The organism is Vibrio sp. Vb339, from assembly GCF_902751245.1.
Classification (GTDB): Bacteria; Pseudomonadota; Gammaproteobacteria; order Enterobacterales; family Vibrionaceae; genus Vibrio; species Vibrio coralliirubri.
Genome location: NZ_CADDIS010000004.1, coordinates 257,434 through 279,328, shown reverse-complemented (window position 1 = coordinate 279,328; position 21,895 = coordinate 257,434). Strand labels below are relative to the sequence as shown.

23 protein-coding genes and 1 pseudogene are annotated in these 21,895 nt (G+C 45.8%); 5 read left to right on the top strand and 19 right to left on the bottom strand.

Going from position 1 to position 21,895, the window contains the following annotated elements:
• Positions 1–2: 2 nt before the first annotated feature.
• From HRQ85_RS19230 to HRQ85_RS19150, 17 genes and pseudogenes are all read right to left on the bottom strand, one after another.
• A complete protein-coding gene (locus tag HRQ85_RS19230; RefSeq protein WP_172380385.1) occupies positions 3–1,226 on the bottom strand; it encodes a beta-ketoacyl-ACP synthase in 1,224 nt (407 codons plus the stop codon).
• Positions 1,223–1,948 carry a 3-ketoacyl-ACP reductase FabG2 gene (locus tag HRQ85_RS19225; protein ID WP_172380384.1) on the bottom strand — a complete coding sequence of 242 codons (726 nt, stop codon included), beginning with the start codon at positions 1,946–1,948 and terminating at the stop codon, positions 1,223–1,225. The genes HRQ85_RS19230 and HRQ85_RS19225 overlap by 4 nt, the downstream gene beginning before the upstream one ends.
• Positions 1,945–2,408, bottom strand: a pseudogene (locus HRQ85_RS19220) (hotdog family protein). Before HRQ85_RS19220 ends, HRQ85_RS19225 begins: the two are co-directional and overlap by 4 nt.
• Entirely contained in the window at positions 2,401–3,600 is a 1,200-nt protein-coding gene (locus tag HRQ85_RS19215; protein ID WP_172380383.1) for a beta-ketoacyl-[acyl-carrier-protein] synthase family protein, read from the bottom strand. Before HRQ85_RS19215 ends, HRQ85_RS19220 begins: the two are co-directional and overlap by 8 nt.
• Before the next feature lie 5 nt (positions 3,601–3,605).
• Positions 3,606–4,229 (bottom strand): DUF3261 domain-containing protein, encoded by a 624-nt coding sequence (locus HRQ85_RS19210; protein WP_172380382.1) that lies wholly within the window; start codon positions 4,227–4,229, stop codon positions 3,606–3,608.
• Positions 4,226–6,598, bottom strand: coding sequence for an MMPL family transporter (locus HRQ85_RS19205; protein WP_172380381.1), 2,373 nt, complete (start codon positions 6,596–6,598; stop codon positions 4,226–4,228). The genes HRQ85_RS19210 and HRQ85_RS19205 overlap by 4 nt, the downstream gene beginning before the upstream one ends.
• The gene (locus HRQ85_RS19200; protein WP_172380380.1) at positions 6,570–7,256 is read right to left on the bottom strand and encodes a LolA family protein; all 687 of its coding nucleotides are present in this window, start codon (positions 7,254–7,256) and stop codon (positions 6,570–6,572) included. The genes HRQ85_RS19205 and HRQ85_RS19200 overlap by 29 nt, the downstream gene beginning before the upstream one ends.
• Positions 7,243–7,746 carry an acyl-CoA thioesterase gene (locus HRQ85_RS19195; protein WP_172380379.1) on the bottom strand — a complete coding sequence of 168 codons (504 nt, stop codon included), beginning with the start codon at positions 7,744–7,746 and terminating at the stop codon, positions 7,243–7,245. The genes HRQ85_RS19200 and HRQ85_RS19195 overlap by 14 nt, the downstream gene beginning before the upstream one ends.
• A gap of 55 nt (positions 7,747–7,801) precedes the next feature.
• Complete coding sequence (locus HRQ85_RS19190; protein ID WP_050648065.1) at positions 7,802–9,349, bottom strand: HAL/PAL/TAL family ammonia-lyase; 1,548 nt, start codon at positions 9,347–9,349, stop codon at positions 7,802–7,804.
• Entirely contained in the window at positions 9,327–11,132 is a 1,806-nt protein-coding gene (locus HRQ85_RS19185) for a glycosyltransferase family 2 protein (RefSeq protein WP_172380378.1), read from the bottom strand. The genes HRQ85_RS19190 and HRQ85_RS19185 overlap by 23 nt, the downstream gene beginning before the upstream one ends.
• Entirely contained in the window at positions 11,125–11,487 is a 363-nt protein-coding gene (locus tag HRQ85_RS19180) for an ApeI family dehydratase (RefSeq protein ID WP_172380377.1), read from the bottom strand. Before HRQ85_RS19180 ends, HRQ85_RS19185 begins: the two co-directional genes overlap by 8 nt.
• 88 nt (positions 11,488–11,575) lie before the next feature.
• The gene (locus HRQ85_RS19175; RefSeq protein WP_172380376.1) at positions 11,576–12,964 is read right to left on the bottom strand and encodes an AMP-binding protein; all 1,389 of its coding nucleotides are present in this window, start codon (positions 12,962–12,964) and stop codon (positions 11,576–11,578) included.
• A gap of 6 nt (positions 12,965–12,970) precedes the next feature.
• On the bottom strand, positions 12,971–13,528 hold the full coding sequence (locus HRQ85_RS19170) for a septation protein IspZ (protein ID WP_050633644.1): 558 nt from the start codon (positions 13,526–13,528) through the stop codon (positions 12,971–12,973).
• Positions 13,528–13,785 carry an acyl carrier protein gene (locus HRQ85_RS19165; protein WP_004739745.1) on the bottom strand — a complete coding sequence of 86 codons (258 nt, stop codon included), beginning with the start codon at positions 13,783–13,785 and terminating at the stop codon, positions 13,528–13,530. The genes HRQ85_RS19170 and HRQ85_RS19165 overlap by 1 nt, the downstream gene beginning before the upstream one ends.
• 10 nt (positions 13,786–13,795) lie before the next feature.
• Complete coding sequence (locus HRQ85_RS19160; RefSeq protein ID WP_004736154.1) at positions 13,796–14,056, bottom strand: phosphopantetheine-binding protein; 261 nt, start codon at positions 14,054–14,056, stop codon at positions 13,796–13,798.
• Positions 14,057–14,161: 105 nt separating this feature from the next.
• Complete coding sequence (locus HRQ85_RS19155; protein WP_172380375.1) at positions 14,162–14,932, bottom strand: lysophospholipid acyltransferase family protein; 771 nt, start codon at positions 14,930–14,932, stop codon at positions 14,162–14,164.
• On the bottom strand, positions 14,932–15,678 hold the full coding sequence (locus tag HRQ85_RS19150; RefSeq protein ID WP_172380374.1) for a beta-ketoacyl synthase chain length factor: 747 nt from the start codon (positions 15,676–15,678) through the stop codon (positions 14,932–14,934). The genes HRQ85_RS19155 and HRQ85_RS19150 overlap by 1 nt, the downstream gene beginning before the upstream one ends.
• Positions 15,679–15,750: 72 nt before the next feature.
• On the opposite strand from HRQ85_RS19150, the gene HRQ85_RS19145 reads away from it, so the two are divergent.
• Genes HRQ85_RS19145 through HRQ85_RS19135 form a run of 3 tightly spaced genes read left to right on the top strand, consistent with a single transcriptional unit; the run spans position 15,751 to position 18,507 of the window.
• Entirely contained in the window at positions 15,751–16,140 is a 390-nt protein-coding gene (locus tag HRQ85_RS19145) for a hypothetical protein (RefSeq protein ID WP_019824137.1), read from the top strand.
• A 28-nt stretch (positions 16,141–16,168) separates the two neighbouring features.
• Positions 16,169–17,242 (top strand): methyltransferase, encoded by a 1,074-nt coding sequence (locus tag HRQ85_RS19140; RefSeq protein ID WP_172380373.1) that lies wholly within the window; start codon positions 16,169–16,171, stop codon positions 17,240–17,242.
• Positions 17,243–17,265: 23 nt separating this feature from the next.
• On the top strand, positions 17,266–18,507 hold the full coding sequence (locus HRQ85_RS19135; RefSeq protein WP_172380372.1) for an NAD(P)/FAD-dependent oxidoreductase: 1,242 nt from the start codon (positions 17,266–17,268) through the stop codon (positions 18,505–18,507).
• A 128-nt stretch (positions 18,508–18,635) separates the two neighbouring features.
• Here the strand turns inward: HRQ85_RS19135 and HRQ85_RS19130 are convergent, their stop codons facing one another.
• Together HRQ85_RS19130 and HRQ85_RS19125 are read right to left on the bottom strand one after the other, a co-directional pair.
• Positions 18,636–19,142, bottom strand: coding sequence for a hypothetical protein (locus HRQ85_RS19130; protein WP_017062268.1), 507 nt, complete (start codon positions 19,140–19,142; stop codon positions 18,636–18,638).
• A gap of 139 nt (positions 19,143–19,281) precedes the next feature.
• Entirely contained in the window at positions 19,282–20,415 is a 1,134-nt protein-coding gene (locus HRQ85_RS19125; RefSeq protein ID WP_172380371.1) for a flagellar assembly protein FlgT, read from the bottom strand.
• 192 nt (positions 20,416–20,607) lie between these two features.
• Between HRQ85_RS19125 and HRQ85_RS19120 the strand changes: the two genes are divergently transcribed.
• Both HRQ85_RS19120 and flgP read left to right on the top strand, forming a co-directional pair.
• Complete coding sequence (locus HRQ85_RS19120; protein WP_017064137.1) at positions 20,608–21,243, top strand: FlgO family outer membrane protein; 636 nt, start codon at positions 20,608–20,610, stop codon at positions 21,241–21,243.
• A 9-nt stretch (positions 21,244–21,252) separates the two neighbouring features.
• Complete coding sequence (gene flgP / locus HRQ85_RS19115) at positions 21,253–21,684, top strand: flagellar assembly lipoprotein FlgP (RefSeq protein WP_017062265.1); 432 nt, start codon at positions 21,253–21,255, stop codon at positions 21,682–21,684.
• Positions 21,685–21,895 lie beyond the last annotated feature (211 nt).

Genomic DNA, 21,895 nt, shown 5'->3' with positions numbered 1-21,895 from the left:
TCCTAGATTTTTTTGAAGATGATTGAAGTGTTGATTCCGCCAAAGGCAAAGTTGTTGCTCATCAGATATTCAACATCCAATTCGCGGCCTGAGCCGGTGATGTAATCGAGCTTGCCGCACTGCTCATCGACATTCTCAAGGTTTAGGGTTGGGCTGAACCAACCTGAATGCATCATCTCTAGGCTTAACCAAGCTTCAATCGCACCACACGCGCCAAGCGTATGACCAAAGTAGCTTTTCAATGAGCTGATTGGCACTTCACCAAAAATGTTCGCGGTCGCGTTACTTTCTGCAATATCGCCTTTTTCAGTCGCTGTTCCGTGCGCAGATACATAGCCAATCTTTTCAGCCGGAAGTTGCGCATCTTTCAAAGCTTTTTCCATACAAATTTGCATGGTTTCCATCTGAGGTTGTGTCACATGAGCGGCATCGCAGTTGCTGGCAAAGCCGATGATCTCAGCGTAGATCTTTGCGCCACGAGCCACAGCATGTTCATACTCTTCAAGAACAAGCGTGCCAGCGCCTTCACCGATAACAAGGCCATCGCGCCCACTGTCGTAAGGGCTAGGAGATTTCTTGGGTGTGTCGTTTTTTAAACTGGTAGCAAAAAGGGTATCGAAAACGGCAGACTCAGTTGGGCATAGCTCTTCACCACCACCGGCAACCATCACGGTTTGGTAGCCGTGCTTAATCGCTTCATAGGCATAACCAATCGCTTGGCTTCCTGAAGTACACGCACTGCTGGTGGGAATCACGCGGCCGCGCAGACCGAAGAACAGACCCACGTTGACCGCGGCGGTGTGTGGCATCATTTGAACATAGGTGGTTGCTGTGATTGCTCGTGTCGATTTCTCGTTAAGCATCACGCCAAACGCACCAACGGCATCAGTACTGCCGGTTGAAGAACCGTAAGCAATGCCGGTTTCACCATTGGTTAAAATATCGTGGCCGATCAGCCCTGCTTGCTCTAATGCATTTTCTGTCGCAACGGTGGCTAGGCGGGATACTCGTCCCATGCCACGCACTTGCTTACGCTTATAGTGTTTTGGCAGTTGGAAGTCATCAATAGGCGCAGCAAGCTTAGTGTTGAGACCATCGTACTGCTCAAAGCTTGGCATATATTGAGTCGCATTTTCACAGGCTTTTAGTTTTGGCTCTATCTGCTGCCAGTCATTACCAAAGGCAGTAACACCAGACATGCCAGTTACAACAACGCGGCGGGTCATACTAAGCCTCCATTAACTGAAATCACTTGGCGAGTCACATAGCCTGCAATATCAGACATAAGGTAGCTGACTAGGCCGGCGACTTCTTCAGGCTCGCCCATTCGGCGCAGTGGAACTTGAGGAAGCGCATGATCTTTAACGTGCTCGTCAACCATACCTGTGTCAATTAAGCCAGGAGCCACACAGTTTACCGTGATCTTGCGTTTTGCGAGTTCTAGAGCCAGAGACTTAGTCGCGCCAATCACGCCGGCTTTAGCTGCTGCGTAGTTGGTTTGACCGCGGTTACCCATAATGCCCGATACAGAAGCCAGAGTGACGATACGACCGCCTTTACGTTTCTGAACCATAGGCATGACACACGGGTGGAGCACATTGTAAAAGCTGTCGAGGTTGGTATGAATAACGCCGTCCCACTCTTCTTCTGTCATGGCTGGGAAAGCTGTGTCACGAGTAATGCCCGCGTTGTTCACGACACCATAGTAAGCGCCATGTTCAGCGATATCAGACTCAAGCGTTTCGCGACACTCGCTGCGATTGCTGATATCAAATTGGATCAGACGTCCTGCGCCACCCAGTTCGGTGATCGACTTTAACGTGTCTTCAGCACCTTGCTTGTCACCCATGTAATGAACGGCAATTTCAAATCCGTCTTTCGCGAGTTGAATAGCGATCGCTTTACCAATGCCTTTACTGGCACCAGTGACTAAAACCTGACGGTTCATGATGGGCTCCTAGTTTTCATTTCTTGTAATTTTTGTTCGGTCGGCACGTAGACATTGAGTTGGCATTGAGCCACTAACTCACCTTGGTCTTCGACTCTAGCGGTAAACACGGCCATGCCACTGTCTTCCATCAGTTGCTCGGCATAGATATCAAGGTCTGACCTTGAGTAAATTCATCACACAGTGACTTGTAACGGCGAGAACCGAGTAAGAAACCGATTGGGGGAGTGGTGCCGTTTTTCAGCGCGTGGTATCCAGACCAAGCAGCAACAGACTGCGCCATAAACTCGATACCAACATAAGCAGGTACGGTTTGAGATTGGGCGTCAAAGAACAGGTTATGGTCACCAATATCGACCTGACAGTGGATCGACAACGCCTCTACACTGATAGCGCGATCGATTAATATCATCGGATCATCGTGAGGGAGGAGTTGGTCTACAGAAGGGATATCAGTCATTTACTACACCAAAAATCAGGCTAATGTTGTTACCACCAAAAGCAAACGAGTTGCTTAAGATGTTCTTTACTTTAAGTTTCTGGGTACAGTTTACCAAATCAATCTCAATATCTTCAGCTTTATCCTGACATTTTTGTAAGGGAAGCGGTAAGTCATATTTTAAAATATGCCATGCAATCGCCGCCTCAATCGCACTTGCAGCTCCTAGAGTATGCCCGGTAAGCGGCTTGGTTGAGCTAACGGGAACCTTGTTTGCAAAAATACGATGGATGGCTTTGCTTTCCATTGAATCGTTGAGTGGCGTTGCGGTGCCATGGGCATTGATATAACCGATCTCTTCTGCTTGTAACTGTGCAGAATCTAAAGCTTTTCTCATCGCTTGTTCTGCGCCGTTGCCTTCAGGGTGGGGCGCTGAAATATGGTGTGCGTCAGAGCTGTCACCACAACCTAATAAGGCGATGTTCGACGTGTTTTGTGCTGCATTAACACCAGCTAACTTTGTTTTGCTGAGCAACATAAATGCCGCCGCTTCGCCGATATTGATACCATCTCGGGTTGCACTAAATGGCTTACAATGTGTCGTTGAGAGTGCTTCTAGGCCATGAAAACCGTTGAGTGTCAGCTTACATAAGGTGTCCACACCACCGACTAACACAACATCAGCCATGCCTGAATCTAGCAAACGTTGCGCAGTTAGAAACACACGACCACTGGATGAGCAAGCTGTCGAGATCGCATAGCTTGGCCCGGTTAATGAGCAGTATTGACTAACAAAGTCAGAGGTGTTCCCTAGCTCTTGTTTTGAGTAGTGATAATGTTCGGGAAAAGAACCTTGGTCGAGTTTGTGCTTAAAAGCGGCCTCACCGTCCGAAATTCCCGAAGTACTGGTGCCGATAACCACTGCAATTCTATCTGCGCCAAACTGAGATTTTGCTTGTTCGATAGAGTCTTGGATTTGATTTAGAGCTGATAACGCCAGTTGATTGTTGCGAGTGGCGTATTGCGTAAGATCTGAAGGAATCGCTGGCAGTTCACCCGCGATCTGACCAACGACAGTATGTTTACCATCGTTCAGCATATCATTTACTTCGACCATATTTGATTCACGTTCGTCTTTCAGGCAGCCATGAATGTCGGCAATCTCTGAACCTAGCGCTGAGTGGAAACCACAGTCTTGGATGTAAATAGGCATAGTGTTCAACTCTTAATTGGGTTGTCGACAATCGTTGAGTACAACGTTTGTATGGTGATGGTGTAGCCTTGGATTAGATGCTTGAAAACAATCTCTCCAGATGTCTTTGGTTCGCCGACTTTTGCTTGGTATTCAATACTAATGATGGCTTGTTGGTTGTCGTCAAAAACGGTTCTTGTTGTGTCGGTATCGACTAGGTGCCAACCTATGCTCTGTAAAGGTTGCGCCCATGCGTTTGCTGGCCATAAGGTCAGCATTAAATTAAAAAGCACCTGTTCGGGTTGCGGTAAAGTCGCGCCAAGGCCAGATAGAACTTGTGTGTCGATCACTTGATTCTGGTATTGCAGCGATAGAATGCGAGTACCCCACGAGGAGAACCCAGCTAAAACCACTTTATCCGCTGTGACCTCGACTTGAACAGGCAGTTGCTGTGTATCATTTTCCCACGTAGCGCTAATCAGTTGACTGGCCGTGAGGGAGTATCCCAGTTCAGCAGGCATTGGTAGTGCGAGCTCGGTGTCATTGTCGATAGACACACTGGCACCACTCGGCTGCTTAGAAACCATCGAGCAGGCAGTGAGTAGAATACCCACCAGTGTGGCGAAGGTTACCTTTAACGTCTTATTCATCTAAAAGCCTCTCGAGAGGTTGGTCGTTCTACGCTTTTACTACTGTTGATCGCGAGCGGAGAAAGTAGCCACGCGACAAAGATCCCTGTCAGAACGGTTACCCCAAAGCTATGAATGGCATGGGTCTGGCTCAGTGACAGTAAGCCGAATGACAGCAGTGTCGTGAGGCCTGACAAGGTAATCGCCAATAAGGTACTTAGTGATTTCTTCTGCTCAGCAAAGAACAAGGTGTAGTCGATACCAATCCCTAAAATCAGAATCAAGCCAAGCAGATTAAATAGGTTTAGTGTTGAGCCTAAAATACCCGTGACCGCTAATCCCGCCACTCCGGCAATCAATGAAGGCAACAGCATTAATAGGCTTTGCTTCACACCGTAACGCCAACCTAAAACCATTCCAATAGCGGCTAACGTTATCAATAATAACTCGGTGATTTTGACTCTGTATTCCGCAAAGAGAGCAGAGATTTCATCGGCTTTATTGAGGTATTTAACACCTTGCTGTTGAGCAAAGCCTGAATCGAGCCATTGAGAGAACAGTTCTGAATTTGTGACGTCTTTGATCAAAATGACTGACGCTGCGTGACCGTCGATAGGTTTTAACCAAAGTGGTCGAACTGGTTCTGATACCGGTGACTCCAAAAATCCGGATACCGTGATTGGCTCGAATTTTGGTAGTTGTGGAAAACTAGACCAACCTAGCGTGCTTTGTAATATATGGCTTTGTTGGACATAGAGTTGTTCAACTAGCTGATAGTTATCATGTTGCTCTTGTTCGCTTAGCAACTGTTGATTGATGCTGCGATACCCTGAGATAGCTTGGCTATCGACTAGAGAATCTAAGCTTGTGGTGATTTCTGCCAGTTTTTTGAGTAGCTTCTGGTCGCTCTTAGCAGTCACCAACAGCATATTTTGACCACTGCCTAACCCTGAGATTTCAGTAATGGTTTGCTCTTGCTGTTTGAGTTGCTCTGGCATCGCCTGAAGTTGACGAATATCGTCGTCGTAGCGAATTTGACTGAGTGATATCAAGCTAACGACAGTCACTATTAATGGTAAGCCAATTCTAAACTTTTGGTTGCTCCAGAGGCTTAACCAAGTATGCCAAAGTTTCGACAAGGGAAGAGGTCGCTCTTGGCTTGGTTTTGCCGCTAAAACGGGATACCAACACACCACACTGGCGTAAGCTGCGATCAGCCCAATCGACGAAAACAGAGCAAGTTGCTGCAATCCCGGGAAAGGCGCGACCAGCAAACCTAAGTAGCCAATCAAGCTGGTGAACAGACCCAAGGTGATCGCAATGAGAATGTGTTTCAAGCCTTTGTCGCTTTGCCATTGATTACCAGCCGCCAAACGATCGGCTAGGTAATGGAAAGAGTAGTCGATGGATACGCCAATTAAGCTGGCACCGAACACCAAACTAAACAGATGAACGTTACTGAAGATAGCGACGGTGCTTGCCAGCGCAACCAATAACCCAGTACTGATTGATAGCAAAGATAAGGCAAGTGGTAGGGCACTACGAAACGTCAGCCACACCAATAAAATAACACCGGCCAAAGAGCCCAAACCAATGGTACTGATTTCTGATTTCGCACTTTCGGTACCGTAATTGGCGTAGAACACCACACCGGTATGCTGCACTTTGACGCCAAACTGCTTTTCGACTTCACGCTCAATTGAATTAAGATCGGGAAGTTGCTCTTGAATGGCCAAGCTATAAGGTGAACCCGCCAAAGTCGCTGTGACCAAAATATGAGTTTGGTCATTAGATTGAGCGGTGAGGTATCCCTCTTTCAGAACAAAGTTACTTGATTGAACGCCAACAGCACTGATGTAGTCGCGAAATAGTAGAAATGGATCCATCGACAGTTCGGCTGCAGTGACGCCTGAGAACGGATTGTACAGAGACTGAATGACGTATTGAGCTCGCGAATCCTGCGAGTGGGTCAGCGTCTCTTTTTGTTGTTGGGTCAGCAGTTGAGCTCGGTGACGAAAATAGAAATCGCTCCACTGGCTTTGGGTGCTGGCGTTGATCTTGCCTTGAACTTGCTGAAACAGAGTTGGCAGACTTGAAAAGGCTCTTTGGTTGAGAGCTTTTTCAAAAGCGTCGGTCGCCATCATGGCTTGGTCAACGTCGGGGGCGCTGATGATAAACACCACCTGCTCGCTCATCGAGCTGGATATCTGCTGAAAGGCTTGCTCGACCATTGGGTCTTGCTGGTTTTCTGGCAGTAATTTTAGAATGTTGCTTTCAATCGGTACCGACGAAGAAAAAGCGAATTGTTTTATCAATAATCCGCTAAATAGCATGACGACAACAAGCCAAACAAGGGCAAGACTAGAGTTGGAATTGTTGCGCTTCAGCATCTGATAATACTTCCGGTAGATGGCTTAACTGACTAAATTCGATCACCGTGCTGTCTCCACGAATCTCTCTCAGTTCAATGCGTTCAATATCATTTTGACCTTGCAGAGTAATGGCTTCAAATACCGCGTTCATCGGTGCACTTTTAGGCTTTAGAGTCAGTGTCCAAGACTTATTCTCTGTATTTTCATCAGAGCTTGTGACAGTTGCTGGCTCAAAATCGAGTGCGAACTGTTCCTGAAGTTTTTGCGTGTCCCCATGAAACACCGACAAGAAGATATGGCTGAAATAAAACGCCATTGGGTTTTCTTTATCGGTGATGATTTTAGCGGGTTGATCGGCAAACCTTTGGCTCAGTTTGTTATCGGTGAGTACCAAATTCACAGGGAACGGCGTTGTTTGTGTCCAGAGTAAGCCACTTGATTTGTCTAACAGAAATGTACCTTGTGATGTTAGAGGCTGGGCGAACATTTCCATGTTGCGTGTTTGGGTGAACTCACCACGCACTATGTTGTTTGCGCTTAATACGGTTTGCAGATCTGAAATAGAGCCGACGGTTACTGAATTTTCGTTAGCAATAACAAGGTTACTCGCCATCACAGAGGCAAGCCCTAGTAGTACGATGCTGATTTGCTTACGTCTACGCTTAAACAGACTCATGTTTCACCTGCTGTGTGTTAATGGCCTGAGATTGATGCCCATCGGCTAGAGGTAAGCAACCAAACTGGTGCCAGTGTTCTACCTTGTCGGTAAACACTTTCGGCGAAGCGAAGCACATCTCTTGCTCTTCAATGGTTACCGCAACCTGCATGGTGTGGGCGCGCGTCATACGAGCGCCTGTGTTGGCATCGTGAATTTCGTAGTCAACACGCAGGCGGTTTTCCCACTCAGTCAACTTAGCTGATACCTTGATCTGATGATTAAACGGTATCGCCTTAATGTACTTTACACGCGTGTCGATGATCGGCCACATGTAGCCTGAATCCTTCATCTCATGGTAGTTGTACTCAATCTTATCCATCATGATGCGCCTAACTTCTTCAAAAAATCGGAAGTAGTTGCCGTGATAGATCACGCCCATCGGATCGGCATCTTGGAATGAGGTGATAAGCGTCACCTCAGATTGTAATGGATGAAGAATTTCAGACATAAATCGCTCTCAACAATATTGCGTAAAGGGTGGCTACTTTATGAAGTTAGCTACTTTATGAGTAAAGTGACCAGTGCTGACTTTGAATACGAGCAATGAAGTGACGTAGATCGCCTTCAAGTGGTCGATCTTCAACGATAAATTCAAACTCTTTAAGCACTTCGTCGCGAATATGCTTTAGGTTCTCACTCATGTGGTGCTCATCAAGCTCATTGTGGCGTTTACGAAGTTCAAGCGCTTGTGTACCCGCCAGAAGTGATGCTGCCGCTACTTGTTCAGTCAGTTCAAGAACACGCAGACAATCACGAGCCGCAATGGTGCCCATGCTGACTTTGTCTTGGTTGTGACACTCTGTTGAACGAGAGAATACGCTTGCTGGCATGGTGTGTTTCAATGCTTCTGCTGTCCAAGCTGAAACGCCAATCTGTACTGCTTTAAAGCCGTGATTAATCGGTTTACGTTCGCCTTCTGCACCGGTTAGGTTGAATGGCAAGCCGTTATTGAACTTGTAGTCCATTAGTTGCGCCATTTGGCGATCAAGCAGATCTGCAAGGTTGGCTACTGCTGTTTTTAGTGTATCCATTGCCATTGCGATATGGCCACCGTAGAAGTGTCCACCGTGCAGTACGCGCTCATTATCACCATCGATAATTGGGTTATCGTTAGCACTGTTTAACTCGTTCTCAATCATTTGGCGTAGCCAAGGCAGAGAGTCTTGAACCACACCAATCACATGTGGCGCACAACGCAAAGAGTAACGATCTTGTAGGCGATCACTGTTGCGTGGCGGGCGATCCGCTTGTAAGTCATCACGTAGCCATGCAGCCACTTGCTGTTGACCCGGATGAGGCTTCACTGCAAACAGCGCTTCATCGAAGTGAAAATCATTGCCGTGCATACCCACAGATACCATTGAGGTGATCTTAGTTGATAGCTGAGCTAGGTATTCCGCACGCTTGTAGGCGATACAAGCCAAAGCCGTCATTACTGACGTGCCATTCATCAATGCTAAGCCTTCTTTTGGCTTGAGCTTGATAGGGCTAATGCCTAATTCTTTGTAGACGTCACTAGTAGGGCGAACTTCGCCTTTGTAAATAACATCGCGCTCGCCGATCAGGGCTGCAGCCAAGTAAGAGAGAGGCGTTAAGTCGCCACTGGCACCGACAGAGCCTTCTTGAGGAATACGTGGTGAGATGTCTTGATTAATCAGAGTAACGATTTGGTTGAGCAAATCATGAGTAACACCAGAGACACCTTGTGACAACGAACAAAGACGCGTTGCTAATACTGCACGAGCTTGCTCGTGAGACAGTATTTCACCTAAGCCACAACCGTGGAAGCGTGTTAGATGCAGTGGTAATTCATCAACAAGGTTTGGTGGAATCGCAACGGTACATGAATCACCGTAGCCCGTTGTTACACCATAAATTACGCCTTCTTCTTTTAGTAGGCGTTCTAAGAAAGCGACACCACGGTCGATCTTAGATGTGAATGCTTCACTTGAGTTCATCGAGGCTTTTGCGCCTTGTGAGATAGCGACAACATCCTCAATCGTGAGGCGTTCGGCACCAAAGGTGATGCTATTTGGATTCTTTTTCGTCATGGTGCTTGCTCAATGTCCAAAAATTAAAAAAGTTGTACCACTGAAGCGGTGCTTTCAGTGTGTAGTGCTGAAGTCGGTCTGCGTATTTCTGCACGACTTGCTGTAAAGATTGTTCGCGAGTCTTTCTTGGTAGTTCTATCTTGTCGCTAAAATGCTCGAAATAGACATTAAAGTGCGGCTTGGATTGTGAATCGTCACGTAGTCCAAATAATAGAAATACTGGCGCTTTGAGAACCGAGGCTAACATAAATGGCCCTTGAGGGAAGGGCGCTTCCTTACCTAAGAACTCCGCCCATACTGAGCGACTCTCTTTGCTGGTGGAGGTTCTATCGCCAACAATCACAATCCATTCACCTTGTTCCAGCTTCTGTTGTAACAAGATAGCGGTATCAGGCCCCATTGATGTCACCTGAATCAGATTTAAATCAGATTGCGGGTTGACCGCTTTCATTACGGAATTAAAACGTTCGGCGTGTTCTGTAAAAACCAGCGCGTTGATTTTGATGTTCGAGTGTCTGCGACCCAAAGCGCGACACAATTCAATGTTGCCTAGGTGCGAGCCTAAAATCAGCACACCTTGCTTATTTGCAACCATGCTCTCGAATTGGTCTTGGCCATGAATCGTCAGGTTATCCGCCGAGAAATCACCTTTCCATGCCGCCAGTTTATCTAGCATGGTATGGCCAAACGAAAGTAGATGGTTATAGCTAGTTAGCTCTGCAGGTAACTCAATGTTTTGTTGCTCTGCGTAAACCTTTAGTTGAAACAAGTATTGCTCGGAGGCATTTCGTGCGCGTTTGCCCGTGAGGTGGTAGTAACGCATCACACCACGCAAAATCAGGTTGAATACACTGCGACCTAACAGGGTGTAAATGGCTAGCAAAAGCTTGATGCCAAGTACGGTGCCGCGTTCTTGAGTGCGGGACCAATGGGGCTGTTCTGGCTCGTTGTTGTTTGATCCGGTCGATGAATCTTGTTTTTGACCATCTTCAGCAGAATCGGATTTGAAATGGCGAGCAATCAGCTTGGGTGCTCTTGGCAACATGCCGAAGAACAATCGCGTATGCATCCAGCTGATTTTTACGTTGTCCCACAGCGCATCGAAATGAGAGATGCCGTTTTCAGGATAGATAACCCGCGTTTCAACGAAGTCGATGTCGCAGCTTTCCCAATACAGGCGAACCAAAATCTCGATATCGAAGTCCATTCGAGACCCAACATCGTATTTGCTTAGCACTGCTAGTGTTTGGTCGACAGGGTACGCTCTAAAGCCACACATGCTGTCTTTAATTGATAGAGATAGGGTTTCTATCCATACCCAAATGTGTGTCGCGTAGCGCCCATAGAGCCTTGCCTTAGGTACGCTCTCGTCATAAACAGGCTGGCCTGATATCAGACGTTGTGGCTTAGCTTGTGAGGCCTCAATTAATGTTGGTAAGGCTTCAAGGTCGTGTTGTCCGTCAGCATCAATTTGAATGGCGTGGCTAAAGCCGAGTTCGTGTGCTTTTTTGATACCGGCTTTTACTGCACCGCCTTTGCCTTGGTTCTGCTCAAGTGTCACCAAGGTTACGTGTGAGTGCTCTGCAAGAGGAGCCAGAAACTGTTTTGTGGTCAGTTCACTGCCATCGTCAACGATGATGATCGGCAATTCAAAGTGATGGAGCGACGAGACCACAGTAGGCATGGTTGTGCCATGGTTAAAGCACGGGATAAGGAAGCAAGCCTTGTAGCTGCTTTCTTCTGTTGGATGTTGAGAAGTAGCCTCGACGAGAGCGCTATTCACTTTTTTCTCCCAGCTTCATTTTGCCTGAAGAGTGGGTCCGTTCACCGTTGTTTGAGGTGTAACTAAAGCTCAGCTTGTCTTTGTCAGCATCCCATTTGAGTGATAGCTGGATTGTAGCGTCAGGCAGGATAGGCTCTTGGAACTTAATGACTTCCATGCCTTTAAAGGAACCAGGAACGCCTAACTCTTGGACTGCGTAGTGAAGTGCCCAATCAATTTGCGTGACGCCCGGTAGAATAGGGAAGCTCTTGAAGTGCCCCTTAAAATCGGTGATATCTCCGCTAACATGAAGTGTCAGGGTCGATTCATTTTCTACCGTGTCTACAGCAATGATGTTTGGTTTTCTTTTATCCATAGGGCGTGCTTAGAATCCTTGGGCAAATATTGGTTCTTTGACAAAAATATAAAAAGATAATCTCAGTGTAAAATACGATCAGCGGTTTCTATGATTTTATTAGCTGTTCTATGTGAGATGTTAATCGCTTGCCTTGGCTGTTGAGAGGAGTCTCATCAACAATACGATACTTTCGTGGGATAGCGATTGGCTCTAACCACTTTCTGAGCTCTGTACGCAGCATCAACCAGAACTTACCTCTGCTCATGGTCGCGAATGTCGCTTCGCCTTCATCAGATAATACCAAAACAGAGGCTAAGATTAATCGCTCTGGCTCCTCAAATGGAATCACCACGCACTCATTTATCCAAGGCAGTTGCTCCAGTCGTTTCTCCACTTCAACCAGTGATACTCGTTTTTCTTCGATCTTGATCACTCGGTCGGTTCGGCCTTTCAATATGAATTGGTTCTCCGAGACCATTTCGCATTCGTCAGCGGTTTGGTACCAGTTATTGTTATCAATGTAGGGCGACAATAACTTAATGCAATTCTCACTGTTGAGACTAGCCTCAATACAGTCAAAAAGTTGCCAAGGCGTTTGAGCGTTCTCTTGCTGACGAAAGGCTATACCGCCAGTCTCTGTGCTGCCAAAGACTTCAATCGGTAAATGACCAAGTAGATCTCGTGACTGATGAGCTGACTCGGTAGGTAACGGACCACCCGAAGAGAAGATTCCTGCAAGTTGTACCTTGTTGGTCTCATGCTTTAAGCGTTTGAGTAGTGCAGGGCTGCTGATCAGCACACAGTTTTTATTGGCGTGAGACAAGATCTGTTCTGGGTACTCAAGGTTGTTTCTTGCAAATGGAACGCCAGAGCATAGCGGCCATAAGATTCTAAACAGCAAACCATAGATATGTTGATGCGAAACCGTGCTGTGAACTCGATTGCCTTTGATCAACTCTCCCCAGTTCTTATCTAGCTGAGCTGTTTCAATATCTAGGTGTTCTAACGTTTTATCTATCGCTTTTGGCGTGCCACTTGAACCTGAAGTAAACAGAGTTAATGGGACTGTTGCCAAATCAATGGTTATAAGATCATCGGTTAGGGGCTTTTGTACTTCGGTGCTTGAGTACAATAAGGTTTGGATATTGCGAACGTCACTCACCTCAACTTCGCCAATCGAGTCATCAACTAACAGGCAATCAAAATGTTCTCTCAATTCGGCAAGCGCACAGGGCTGGTAGTTGCCCGGCAAAATGATGTGTTTTTGGCTGACGGCACATGCCAAAAAGGCCACTGAAAATAGGTAGCTGTCTTGGGTGCAAATCGCAACTCGTTGAAAAGGGGATGAAGATAAAAGGTGAACGAGTTGAGATAAGTCGGCGTTAAATGCTTGCCACGTAATCTCGCTATTGTCGTCAAAGCAGACAATCGATTCAGGGGTTCTTGCTTGACTGAGAAGCTCAGACAACGAGATGTAAGATACGGTTTGTGTCATAACAATTTAACTCTGACGAATGCGCTGTCTTACTATCCACTCTCCTGCAAAGAGTAACCCTGCAAACAGATAGCTGAGTAAGCCATTGTATAGGGTCCATATCTCAAGAGGTTGGAAGCAGGTGTAAAGGGCAATAGAGCCATTGATAACAAAGAACAAACACCAAACTTTGGTGACTTTTCGTGTGTAATCAATGCCACTTTGTGGAAGTTCAGGCTCTTGGAGTCGAGCAAGACGCTCGATAATCGTTTGCGGTTGCCAAAGGCTTGAAGCAAAGACAACCAACATACAAACGTTAACGATGACGGGGTAATAGGTTAACCAGCCATGCTGCTTGAAGGTTAATCCTAATGCCAGCAGAACAATCCCGGCACTACCACTGATCCAAGCTAGGTGTTTTAGCTCTTTGATTTTGGCCTGACCGCCAGTGAAAATGCGGACAGCAAAGATAACGGCCAAGACGATACCAACGGTTTGTAGGCCAAACTTGTTGAGTCCAAAGTAAACCGCTATTGGATAAGTGAAAAGTATGATTGCCGACAGTAAAGTCAGCAGAGGACGCATTATGCGTCCTTCAATAGTTCAACTACAGACTCTACAACGTCATTAACGGTGCGTACTGCTTTGAACTCTTCAGGTTTGATCTTCTTACCTGTTACGTTCTGTAGGTGAACGACCAAATCGACCGCATCAATGCTGTCTAGGTCTAGATCAAGATAAAGGTGTGCTTCAGGCGTGATATCTTCAGCATCAAGCTCGAACAGCTCAATCAGCGCATCTTTAACCTGGTTGTATACTTCTTGTTGGTTAGCTTGTGTCATAAAGATCTGTCTAGTTGTTCGTTTGAGATGAGATGTAGTTTGCTAGGTTTTCAACGGATGCAAAGTGCTGGCGAGTGTTTGAATCGTCGGCATCGATAACAATGTTGTACTTCTTCTTGATAGCAAGACCAAGCTCTAGTGCATCAATAGAGTCTAATCCAAGTCCATCACCAAATAGTGGAGCTTCCGTTTCAATCTCATCAATACTCATGTCTTCAAGATTCAATGCGTCGATGATCAGTTGTTTCAGTTCGTTGTGTAATGTTTCCACTTTGGCCTACTTAATGCTTTATCTGAATGCTGCTTTAAGGGGGCGATTCTACATTATATGAGGTATTTTCGAAATGCCGATATCGCCTGTTATGTTATTGATACACTAAATGTTTTCTTCGGAAGGGAAAATTGTTTGTGCAAGGTGATGATTAAGGCGCCTTGCTGCCGAAGTTAAATTATTTGAGCCTTCAATAAATGGTTCGACTTCTATTTTACCTTTCACCGCGACATGAAAAAAGGGCTTCGTCGCAGGAACTTGATACCATTTTTTCTCTTTCGTTAAGAATGTCGGAGAAACTGTAATATGAATCACGCGTAAATCGGTTTGTGTTCGAGTCGCGATTTGTGCCGCCCCACGCTGTAAGGATGGTTCAATTCCTGGCGTTGTGCGAGTTCCTTCGGGAAAAATCAGCAGGACATTGCCACGTGAGAAGCGTTCTTCACAGCGCTCTAAAAGATCGTCAGGGGCTTGGTTCGGTATATAACCTGCCGCTTTGACAATCCTTTTCATAAAAGGGTTTTCCCAAATGGCCGCTTTAACGAGGCAATCACATTGAGGAAGTTGAGATGCGATCAATACATAGTCAATCAAACTAGGGTGATTGGCGACGATGATACAGTTACGATCTTCACGTAATAGATCCGCACCATCAATTCGGTAATCAATCGCGCCGGTGAACTTCATGAACTGACAAAAGGCGTTGAATGAGAAACGTATTAATCGCTGTGCTTTAAGCTCTCTTTTAATGGTATTGGGAGTGGTTAGCGCGATAGTCGGTAAGATTAAGAAGCTCAATACTAAGCCACCCAAACCAAAGATGGTAAAGCAGAGGCCTGTCGCGAATACTCGCCAATATTGGTCTACTCTGCTCATTACGCTGTACCTGTCTCGGTGTTATTTACCCAAGACCAAGTTTGGTGCTTGCCAGCAATAGCCCACTTATTTGTATCTAATAAGATATGTTGGAGCGTTTGTAACCCTTGTGGTAACACGGAAGGTGCTTGATTGGTCTCTACTGTCCTAGTAATAGAGTATTCACTGCCAGCGGTGAGCACTAAGCCCAGCGCATAATCAGCAAAGTTCTGTGTTTCGTACTCTTGGTAGAGCTCGGGCAGAGGTTGGTCGAAATCGATAACTAACACTCGATGCGACGGATATTGATGAAGGTAAAGATAAGCTTCGATCAGAGCGTTATGGAAAGTATCTTGCCCTGCGGCGATTGAAGTCAGTGGAATCGGCGCTTTGGCGGCAATGGTGGTTAGACCGGCTGCGGTATTATGTACCGACTGTGAGAACGCCATTGGTGAGGCATCGTCACCTTCTAATATCGACTGAATCAAAGTGGCGGTTCGATGCAACTCACCATGTCGGCTAGCAAAGACCAGATAATCAATCGAGGTGTCTTTTAATAGGGTTAACGCGGTTTGGACAGCAAGTTTGCTTTGTACACTCATTCGGCGGCGCATCATTGGAGGAATCGCTTTAAATTCAGTTGAGCCATCTTGTGGCCAATCTAAATTAGTGCTCCACGCTTGCCATTGGGCAACAGAATTGAGCCCCGCTGAATTTGCAGACCATTTCTCAATATTAAACGACATTAATTGGGATTGATTTGACATAGAGTATTGATTTGCTTTGAGTCTAACTAAATACTATGCGCGCTTATAAATAAACACAGATAAGGAATTTAAATGAAATTACTAAAAATAGCAGTTTCAATGTTATTCATATTCGTTCTTGCAGGATGTGGACGCGTCCAACCTGTAATGAATGTTGAGGATACTCCAGTTGCACTGAATCTTCAAAGTAAACAGGTTAAATCAGCTATTTATGAATCTGCTGAAAATCGAGGCTGGTTGGTTTCAGAAATAAAGCCTGGCTTGATCCGCGCTGAATTGTATGTTCGTTCGCACCACGCTGTGGTTGAAATTCCTTATAGTGATAAGTTTTACTCTATTCTTTACGTTGAGTCAGAGAATTTGAAGTACGACGATGGTGAAATACACCGTAATTACAACCGTTGGGTTAATAACTTAAACGTTGATATTAAACGTAAGCTTGCGCAAATGGCAGCTGAGTAACTCTCTATTATTTAAAGTTAGGTTTTTCGTGTCGGAATATAAATTAGATCCATTCAACGCATTAGAAGCAAAAACAGAAGCGCAGAAATTGTCTTTCGCTCCGATTGTTTTTCATACTGCTCGTACACTTCGTGATTTAGGCATTTTGAAAGCGTTAGATGACGCGGGCAACGAGGGTTTACCAGCAGAGTCTATCTCTGAATCAACAGGTGTATCTGAGTACGGCGTAAAAGTCCTGCTCGATATGGCGTTAAGTGCGCATATTGTTACTTGGGACAAACCTAACTACAAAATGGCCAACCTTGGCTTCTACCTTCTGCACGATGGCATGACCAACGCAAACATGGATTTTACTGCCGATGTTTGCTACGCCGCGATGATGCATCTAACCGAAGCGATTGAAGAAGGCACTCCCGCGGGCTTGAAAGAGCTGGGTGACTGGGAAACCATTTACCAAGGCTTGTCTCAATTGCCAGAAAAAGCCAAAGAGAGCTGGTTCAAGTTCGATCATTTTTATTCGGATCGTTCGTTCCCTGTGTTACTTGAAAAAGTCTTCAGCAAGAAACCTAAGTCGCTGGTGGACATTGGTGGTAACACCGGTAAGTGGGCGATGCAGTGTTGCAATCACGACTCGGACGTTGAAGTTACGATTGTTGATTTGCCACAACAGCTAGAAATGGCAATGGCAAATGCAACGCAGAGCGGTCATCAAGACCGAGTCACGCCATTCCCAGCGAACATGTTGGATAAACAGCAAGTTCTGCCAACGGGTGCCGATGTGTGGTGGATGAGCCAGTTCCTTGATTGCTTCTCGCCAATGGAGATTCTGAGCATATTAAAGCGTGTTCGCTCTCATATGTCAGAAGACGCGACTGTCTATATCCTTGAACTGTTTTGGGATGCACAGAAATACGATGCGGCTTCTTATAGCTTAAACGCGACGTCTCTCTACTTTACCTGCTTGGCAAATGGCAACAGCCGTTTTTACCGCAGTGAAGATTTCTTAGAGATCGTTGAAGAAGCGGGCTTTGAAGTGGTAACTCGTACCGACGACATCGGTCTTGGTCACACACTTCTTGAATTGAAAGCTGGCGCGCAATAAAAATAACAAACATGGCTTAAATAATGAAAAAACTATCAACTCAAGTGGTGATCATCGGAGCTGGGCCGTCAGGTTCAATTGCAGCGTCTTTGCTTCATAAGAAAGGCATCGATGTTCGAGTGATTGAAAAGAGCGTATTCCCTCGCTTTTCTATTGGTGAAAGCCTATTACCAGCTTGCATGGAAGTGATTGAACAGGCTGGGATGACTGATGCAGTGATCAACGCCAACTTCCAATACAAAGATGGCGCAGCCTTTCGCAAAAATGGCGTTTATACGGCGTTCAATTTTGAAGACAAGTTCTCTTCTGGTCCAGGAACCACGTTTCAGGTTCAGCGAGGTGCCTTTGATAAGGTATTGGCAGATACGGCTGAGTCGCAGGGTGTCAGCATTGATTACCAACATGAGTTGATGGGCATTAATTTCACCGACGACATTACCATCTTAGATGTGCAAGTGCTGGGTGGAGAGCGTTATCAACTAGAAGCGCAATATGTGCTAGATGGCAGTGGCTTTGGTCGAGTGCTACCGAAAATGCTTAACTTGGAAGAGCCGTCATCACTTCCACCACGCAAAGCTATTTTTACGCACATTAACGATCATATTGCAGAGGTTGATACCGACCTCGAATATGACCGCAATAAAATCTTGATCTCAGTGCACCCAACGAATCCTGATGTTTGGTATTGGTTGATCCCGTTTAGTAACGGTGTCTCTTCATTTGGTGTGGTAGGTGAACCTAAGTTCTTTGAATCCTATCCAGAAGACAAGATAGCTGCCATTAAACAGCTAGCGGCAGAAGAGCCGGGCTTAGCCGAGATTCTAGCAAATGCCGATTATCCAAGCCCTGCGGGTGAAATTGGTGGCTATTCTGCCAATGTAAAACATCTGGCGACGGATAAGTACGCGTTGCTTGGCAATGCTGGTGAGTTCCTTGACCCGGTATTTTCATCCGGCGTGACAATTGCGATGAAGTCGGCTCAGTTTGCGGTTGAGTGTGTTGAAAAGCAGCTTAACGGTGAACACGTCGATTGGGAGCGCGATTATGCCGATCCGTTGATGGTTGGCGTAAACACCTTTAGAACGTATGTTGAGGGGTGGTACTCAGGTACTTTGCAGGATGTGATTTTCTATCAAGATCCAAACCCAAAGATTAAGCAGATGGTGTGCTCAATTCTTGCGGGCTACGCATGGGATCAAGCCAACCCTTATGTGAAAGAATCTAAGCGCCGACTCACGACATTGGCTGAGATATGCCGAAGCTAGGTGGTCTATTTAGTGTGTGGACGACATGCTAAAGCGCCAAGATGCCTAACCAAAAAGAAAAACAGCCGCAATGTGCGGCTGTTTTTGTATGTGAACAATACAGTTAATCAACCTAATTGCATTCTAGGCTACTTCAGGTCGATGCTGTTCAATCGTCCCATAAAGATAAGCAGATCAATCACGTCTTTGTGGGCATCAAGCAGTGCGCGTTTGGTTTGGCTATAAGCGGCAAGTCGGCCGTGCTTTCTAATGGAGCACACCTTAGTTTTGTATTTGTAGTCGCCGTTTTCTGAGAATACCCGCCACTTAGCGATGTAGCATTCGTCGCGGTGTTCGGGATCACTCTGAGTTGGATTTGGTTTGAATACAATTTTGGGTTCTAGACTATGAGGCAGGCGCGTCATCAGGTAGGGCTCTTTGAGGACTTTGGGCCAAAACTTACCCCAAAGCTGTCTGCCCAGTTCATCTCTTAATTTAATGGTTTTCTTCAGTGCTTTGTCTTCACCCATACGAACAAAACCGACCGACCGATGCAACACCGTATCTTCGGGAGTATGAATGTGGATCTTAAAAGCGGTTTTACCTTTCGAGATAAAGCGGTAACCGGTAGCACCAATTAGATTATTCTGACTCATAGTTTGCTAAGTGATGATTATGTTATTAATAAGACTACGCCAAATACTGCAAAACCGAAACTAATACCCATGAAAAAAATAAAGCCTTAACAAAAGTGCTAAGGCTTTATTAGAAACTATGAGATGGGCGTGTCGCTAACTACATGATTTTCTGCATCACATCACCAATTTGAATGCTTCCAGCAAGGCTTGGTTGGTCGATCGTCAGTTCTGCTTCGTTTTCATAAACGCGAGAAACGGTCAGTGTGATATCGCTTTGAGATACCTTATTACGTGGCAAGCCGCGTTGGTCGATAAACGAACCTGTGTGCCACAGTTGCAGTTTGTCACCTTGTTGAACACCATGCATTCGACCTAAATCAATGGTCACCGTGTTACCAAATACCGCTGCCACCTCTGGAAGCGTGATCTTACATGACACTTCAGATTCCAAGTCCAACATAATATTGCGGCTAACACGCAGCATCATACTGCCGTAAGTTGATGCCCAGAAACGAGCACTGCGGGTGTCCACTTCACTGGTCTTAGCAAATGGCCACTTTGCCACTTCACGATAGCTACGGTTGTAAACCTGATGTCCTGTTTTGCCATCGAAGACTTGCATCTCTAACGCAAACTGACGATTGATGATGTCATCTTTCAAAAGCTTGGATTCGATGGTCGCGGTTAAATCGGTAATGTCGCCACCAATGATGTACTGCGCGCCAGTATCTTGGGCGATCATCTTGATCACCTCTGGTTGACGCTTGTCGATATCGTAATTGGTCGTGCCAACGGAAACAAAGCTGCGAGATTCTTGCGCCAGCTGTCGATCCACGACATGACCAAAATCATCACCAATGTTATAGATTCTGCCCATCACTGCTTGCTGAGGGGAGGTCACATCAATGTTGCCGACCAAAAATGTCTTCTTGTATTGACTCTCATGGCAAGCATTTGCCGAAGGATAGATGTCGATCCTTGCGGTGATCATTATATTGCCACTGCGTTTTTTCTCTTTTTCTACCAAGATGTAGCGCACTTCATGGTTGGTAAATTGAAATTCTTTCTTGTTTGCGTCGAGGTACGGCGTGAGGTTGGAGATACTACCAATATCAGCACCTGAGAACTGGATCGCTTTATATACCGCGTCTTCCAGAGCATGAACCCTTGCCGTTTCCTCTGAGGATACGATGGCTGCGGTACCGGTAACTTCATACCAAGAGGCATGAGCACTGAAGCTTATGGTTATCAGTGAACTTATTGAAAATAAGTAAGAAATTATTTTTTTCATCTATTCGTTACCAGTTGGGTATAAATATTGCTTAACAAATAACTATAAGCTTGAAGCTGACTTAAGTGCGTTTTTCTTAATCTGAACCATTAATGAAAAGCAAAGACTGTTCCAACATTGTAATCCATTGAAAAGAATAATGGTGAGAACATATTGGAACAGGGAGCACTAAACCTATCTGGAGATAAGAGAATGAAAAAATGGCTCGTAGTAATGAGTGTCATGTTATTGACCTCATGTGCTTATTCGCCAATCTATAACGGCAAGTCTGAGTATTCAGGCAGTCAGTTTATGTTGATGGATAGCCCTCGTCATACCATGGATTTCTTCGTGGAAAGTATGACCGAAGATCTGATCATTTCGAATACGAGTATCTCAGCAAGAACTCCGATAGCGATTACTTCGTTTGTTGACCTACAACACATGGACACAACGAACTGGCTAGGAAACTCGGTATCAGAAGGTTTCATTCATCAGTTTCAGCGTCGTGGCTTCAAGGTTGTTGATTTCAAAACAACAGGTTCTATTCAAGTGACTCACCAAGGTGACTTCGCGTTAAGCCGCGATTGGAAAGACTTAGCTCAAGAGCAAGACGTACAGTACGTACTGACAGGCACTATGCTTCGCCAAGAAGGCGGTGTGTTAGTCAATGCTCGTGTTGTTGGCATGCAAACTCGCATTGTTGTGGCGACGGCACAAGGCTTCTTGCCTGCAGACCGTATTGGTCGTGACCTAGATACTCTAAACAGTATTCGAACTCAAGATGGCGTTATCATTCGTTCTGACCCAACGATCAGTCAGCCTTATACTGTTATTCTTCGCCCTTAGGAGTTCGAGATGAAGAAGTTAATATTTGTTGTTGCCGCTTTACTGCTTGTTGGCTGTCAGCCACTGCAAAACATGAGGCCAGACGACTACTTAGTTGCCGTTGGCTACGCGAGTATCAGTGAGCAGAAGGGACGTAACGACGAAGAAAGACGTATCCGTGCGATGAGAGCTTCCAAGATCGACGCCTATCGTGAACTTGCTGAACAAGTCTATGGTATGCGTGTGAGTGGTCGAGCAGAGCTGGAAGATCAACGCCTTGGTACTGAACGTACTTCTGGTGCGGTTGATGGCGTAATCCGCGGTGCAGAAGTGGTACGCAGCTACCCAGTGGGTGATAGCTATGTAACAGAGCTTCAGCTTGATATCCGTAAGATGGAACAGCTACGTAATTACGGTGAAGTACAACCCGTGCCTGAGAAGAGACAACAAACACTGTTCTAATTTCTGTGTTTGAATTGATCAGTGATATTGGCTGCTACTCGCTTTCCAGATGGCGTATCGGCAACCAATAACTGATATGAATCATAAGCGGCAAGTATGAAAATACTTGCCGCTTTTTTGTGTCTGTCGATTTGTTCCGCGCATTTACCGAACTAGTGGGAGTTTTGACGGATATCATGCTAAGGATAAGCTGAGATACAGATACAGATAC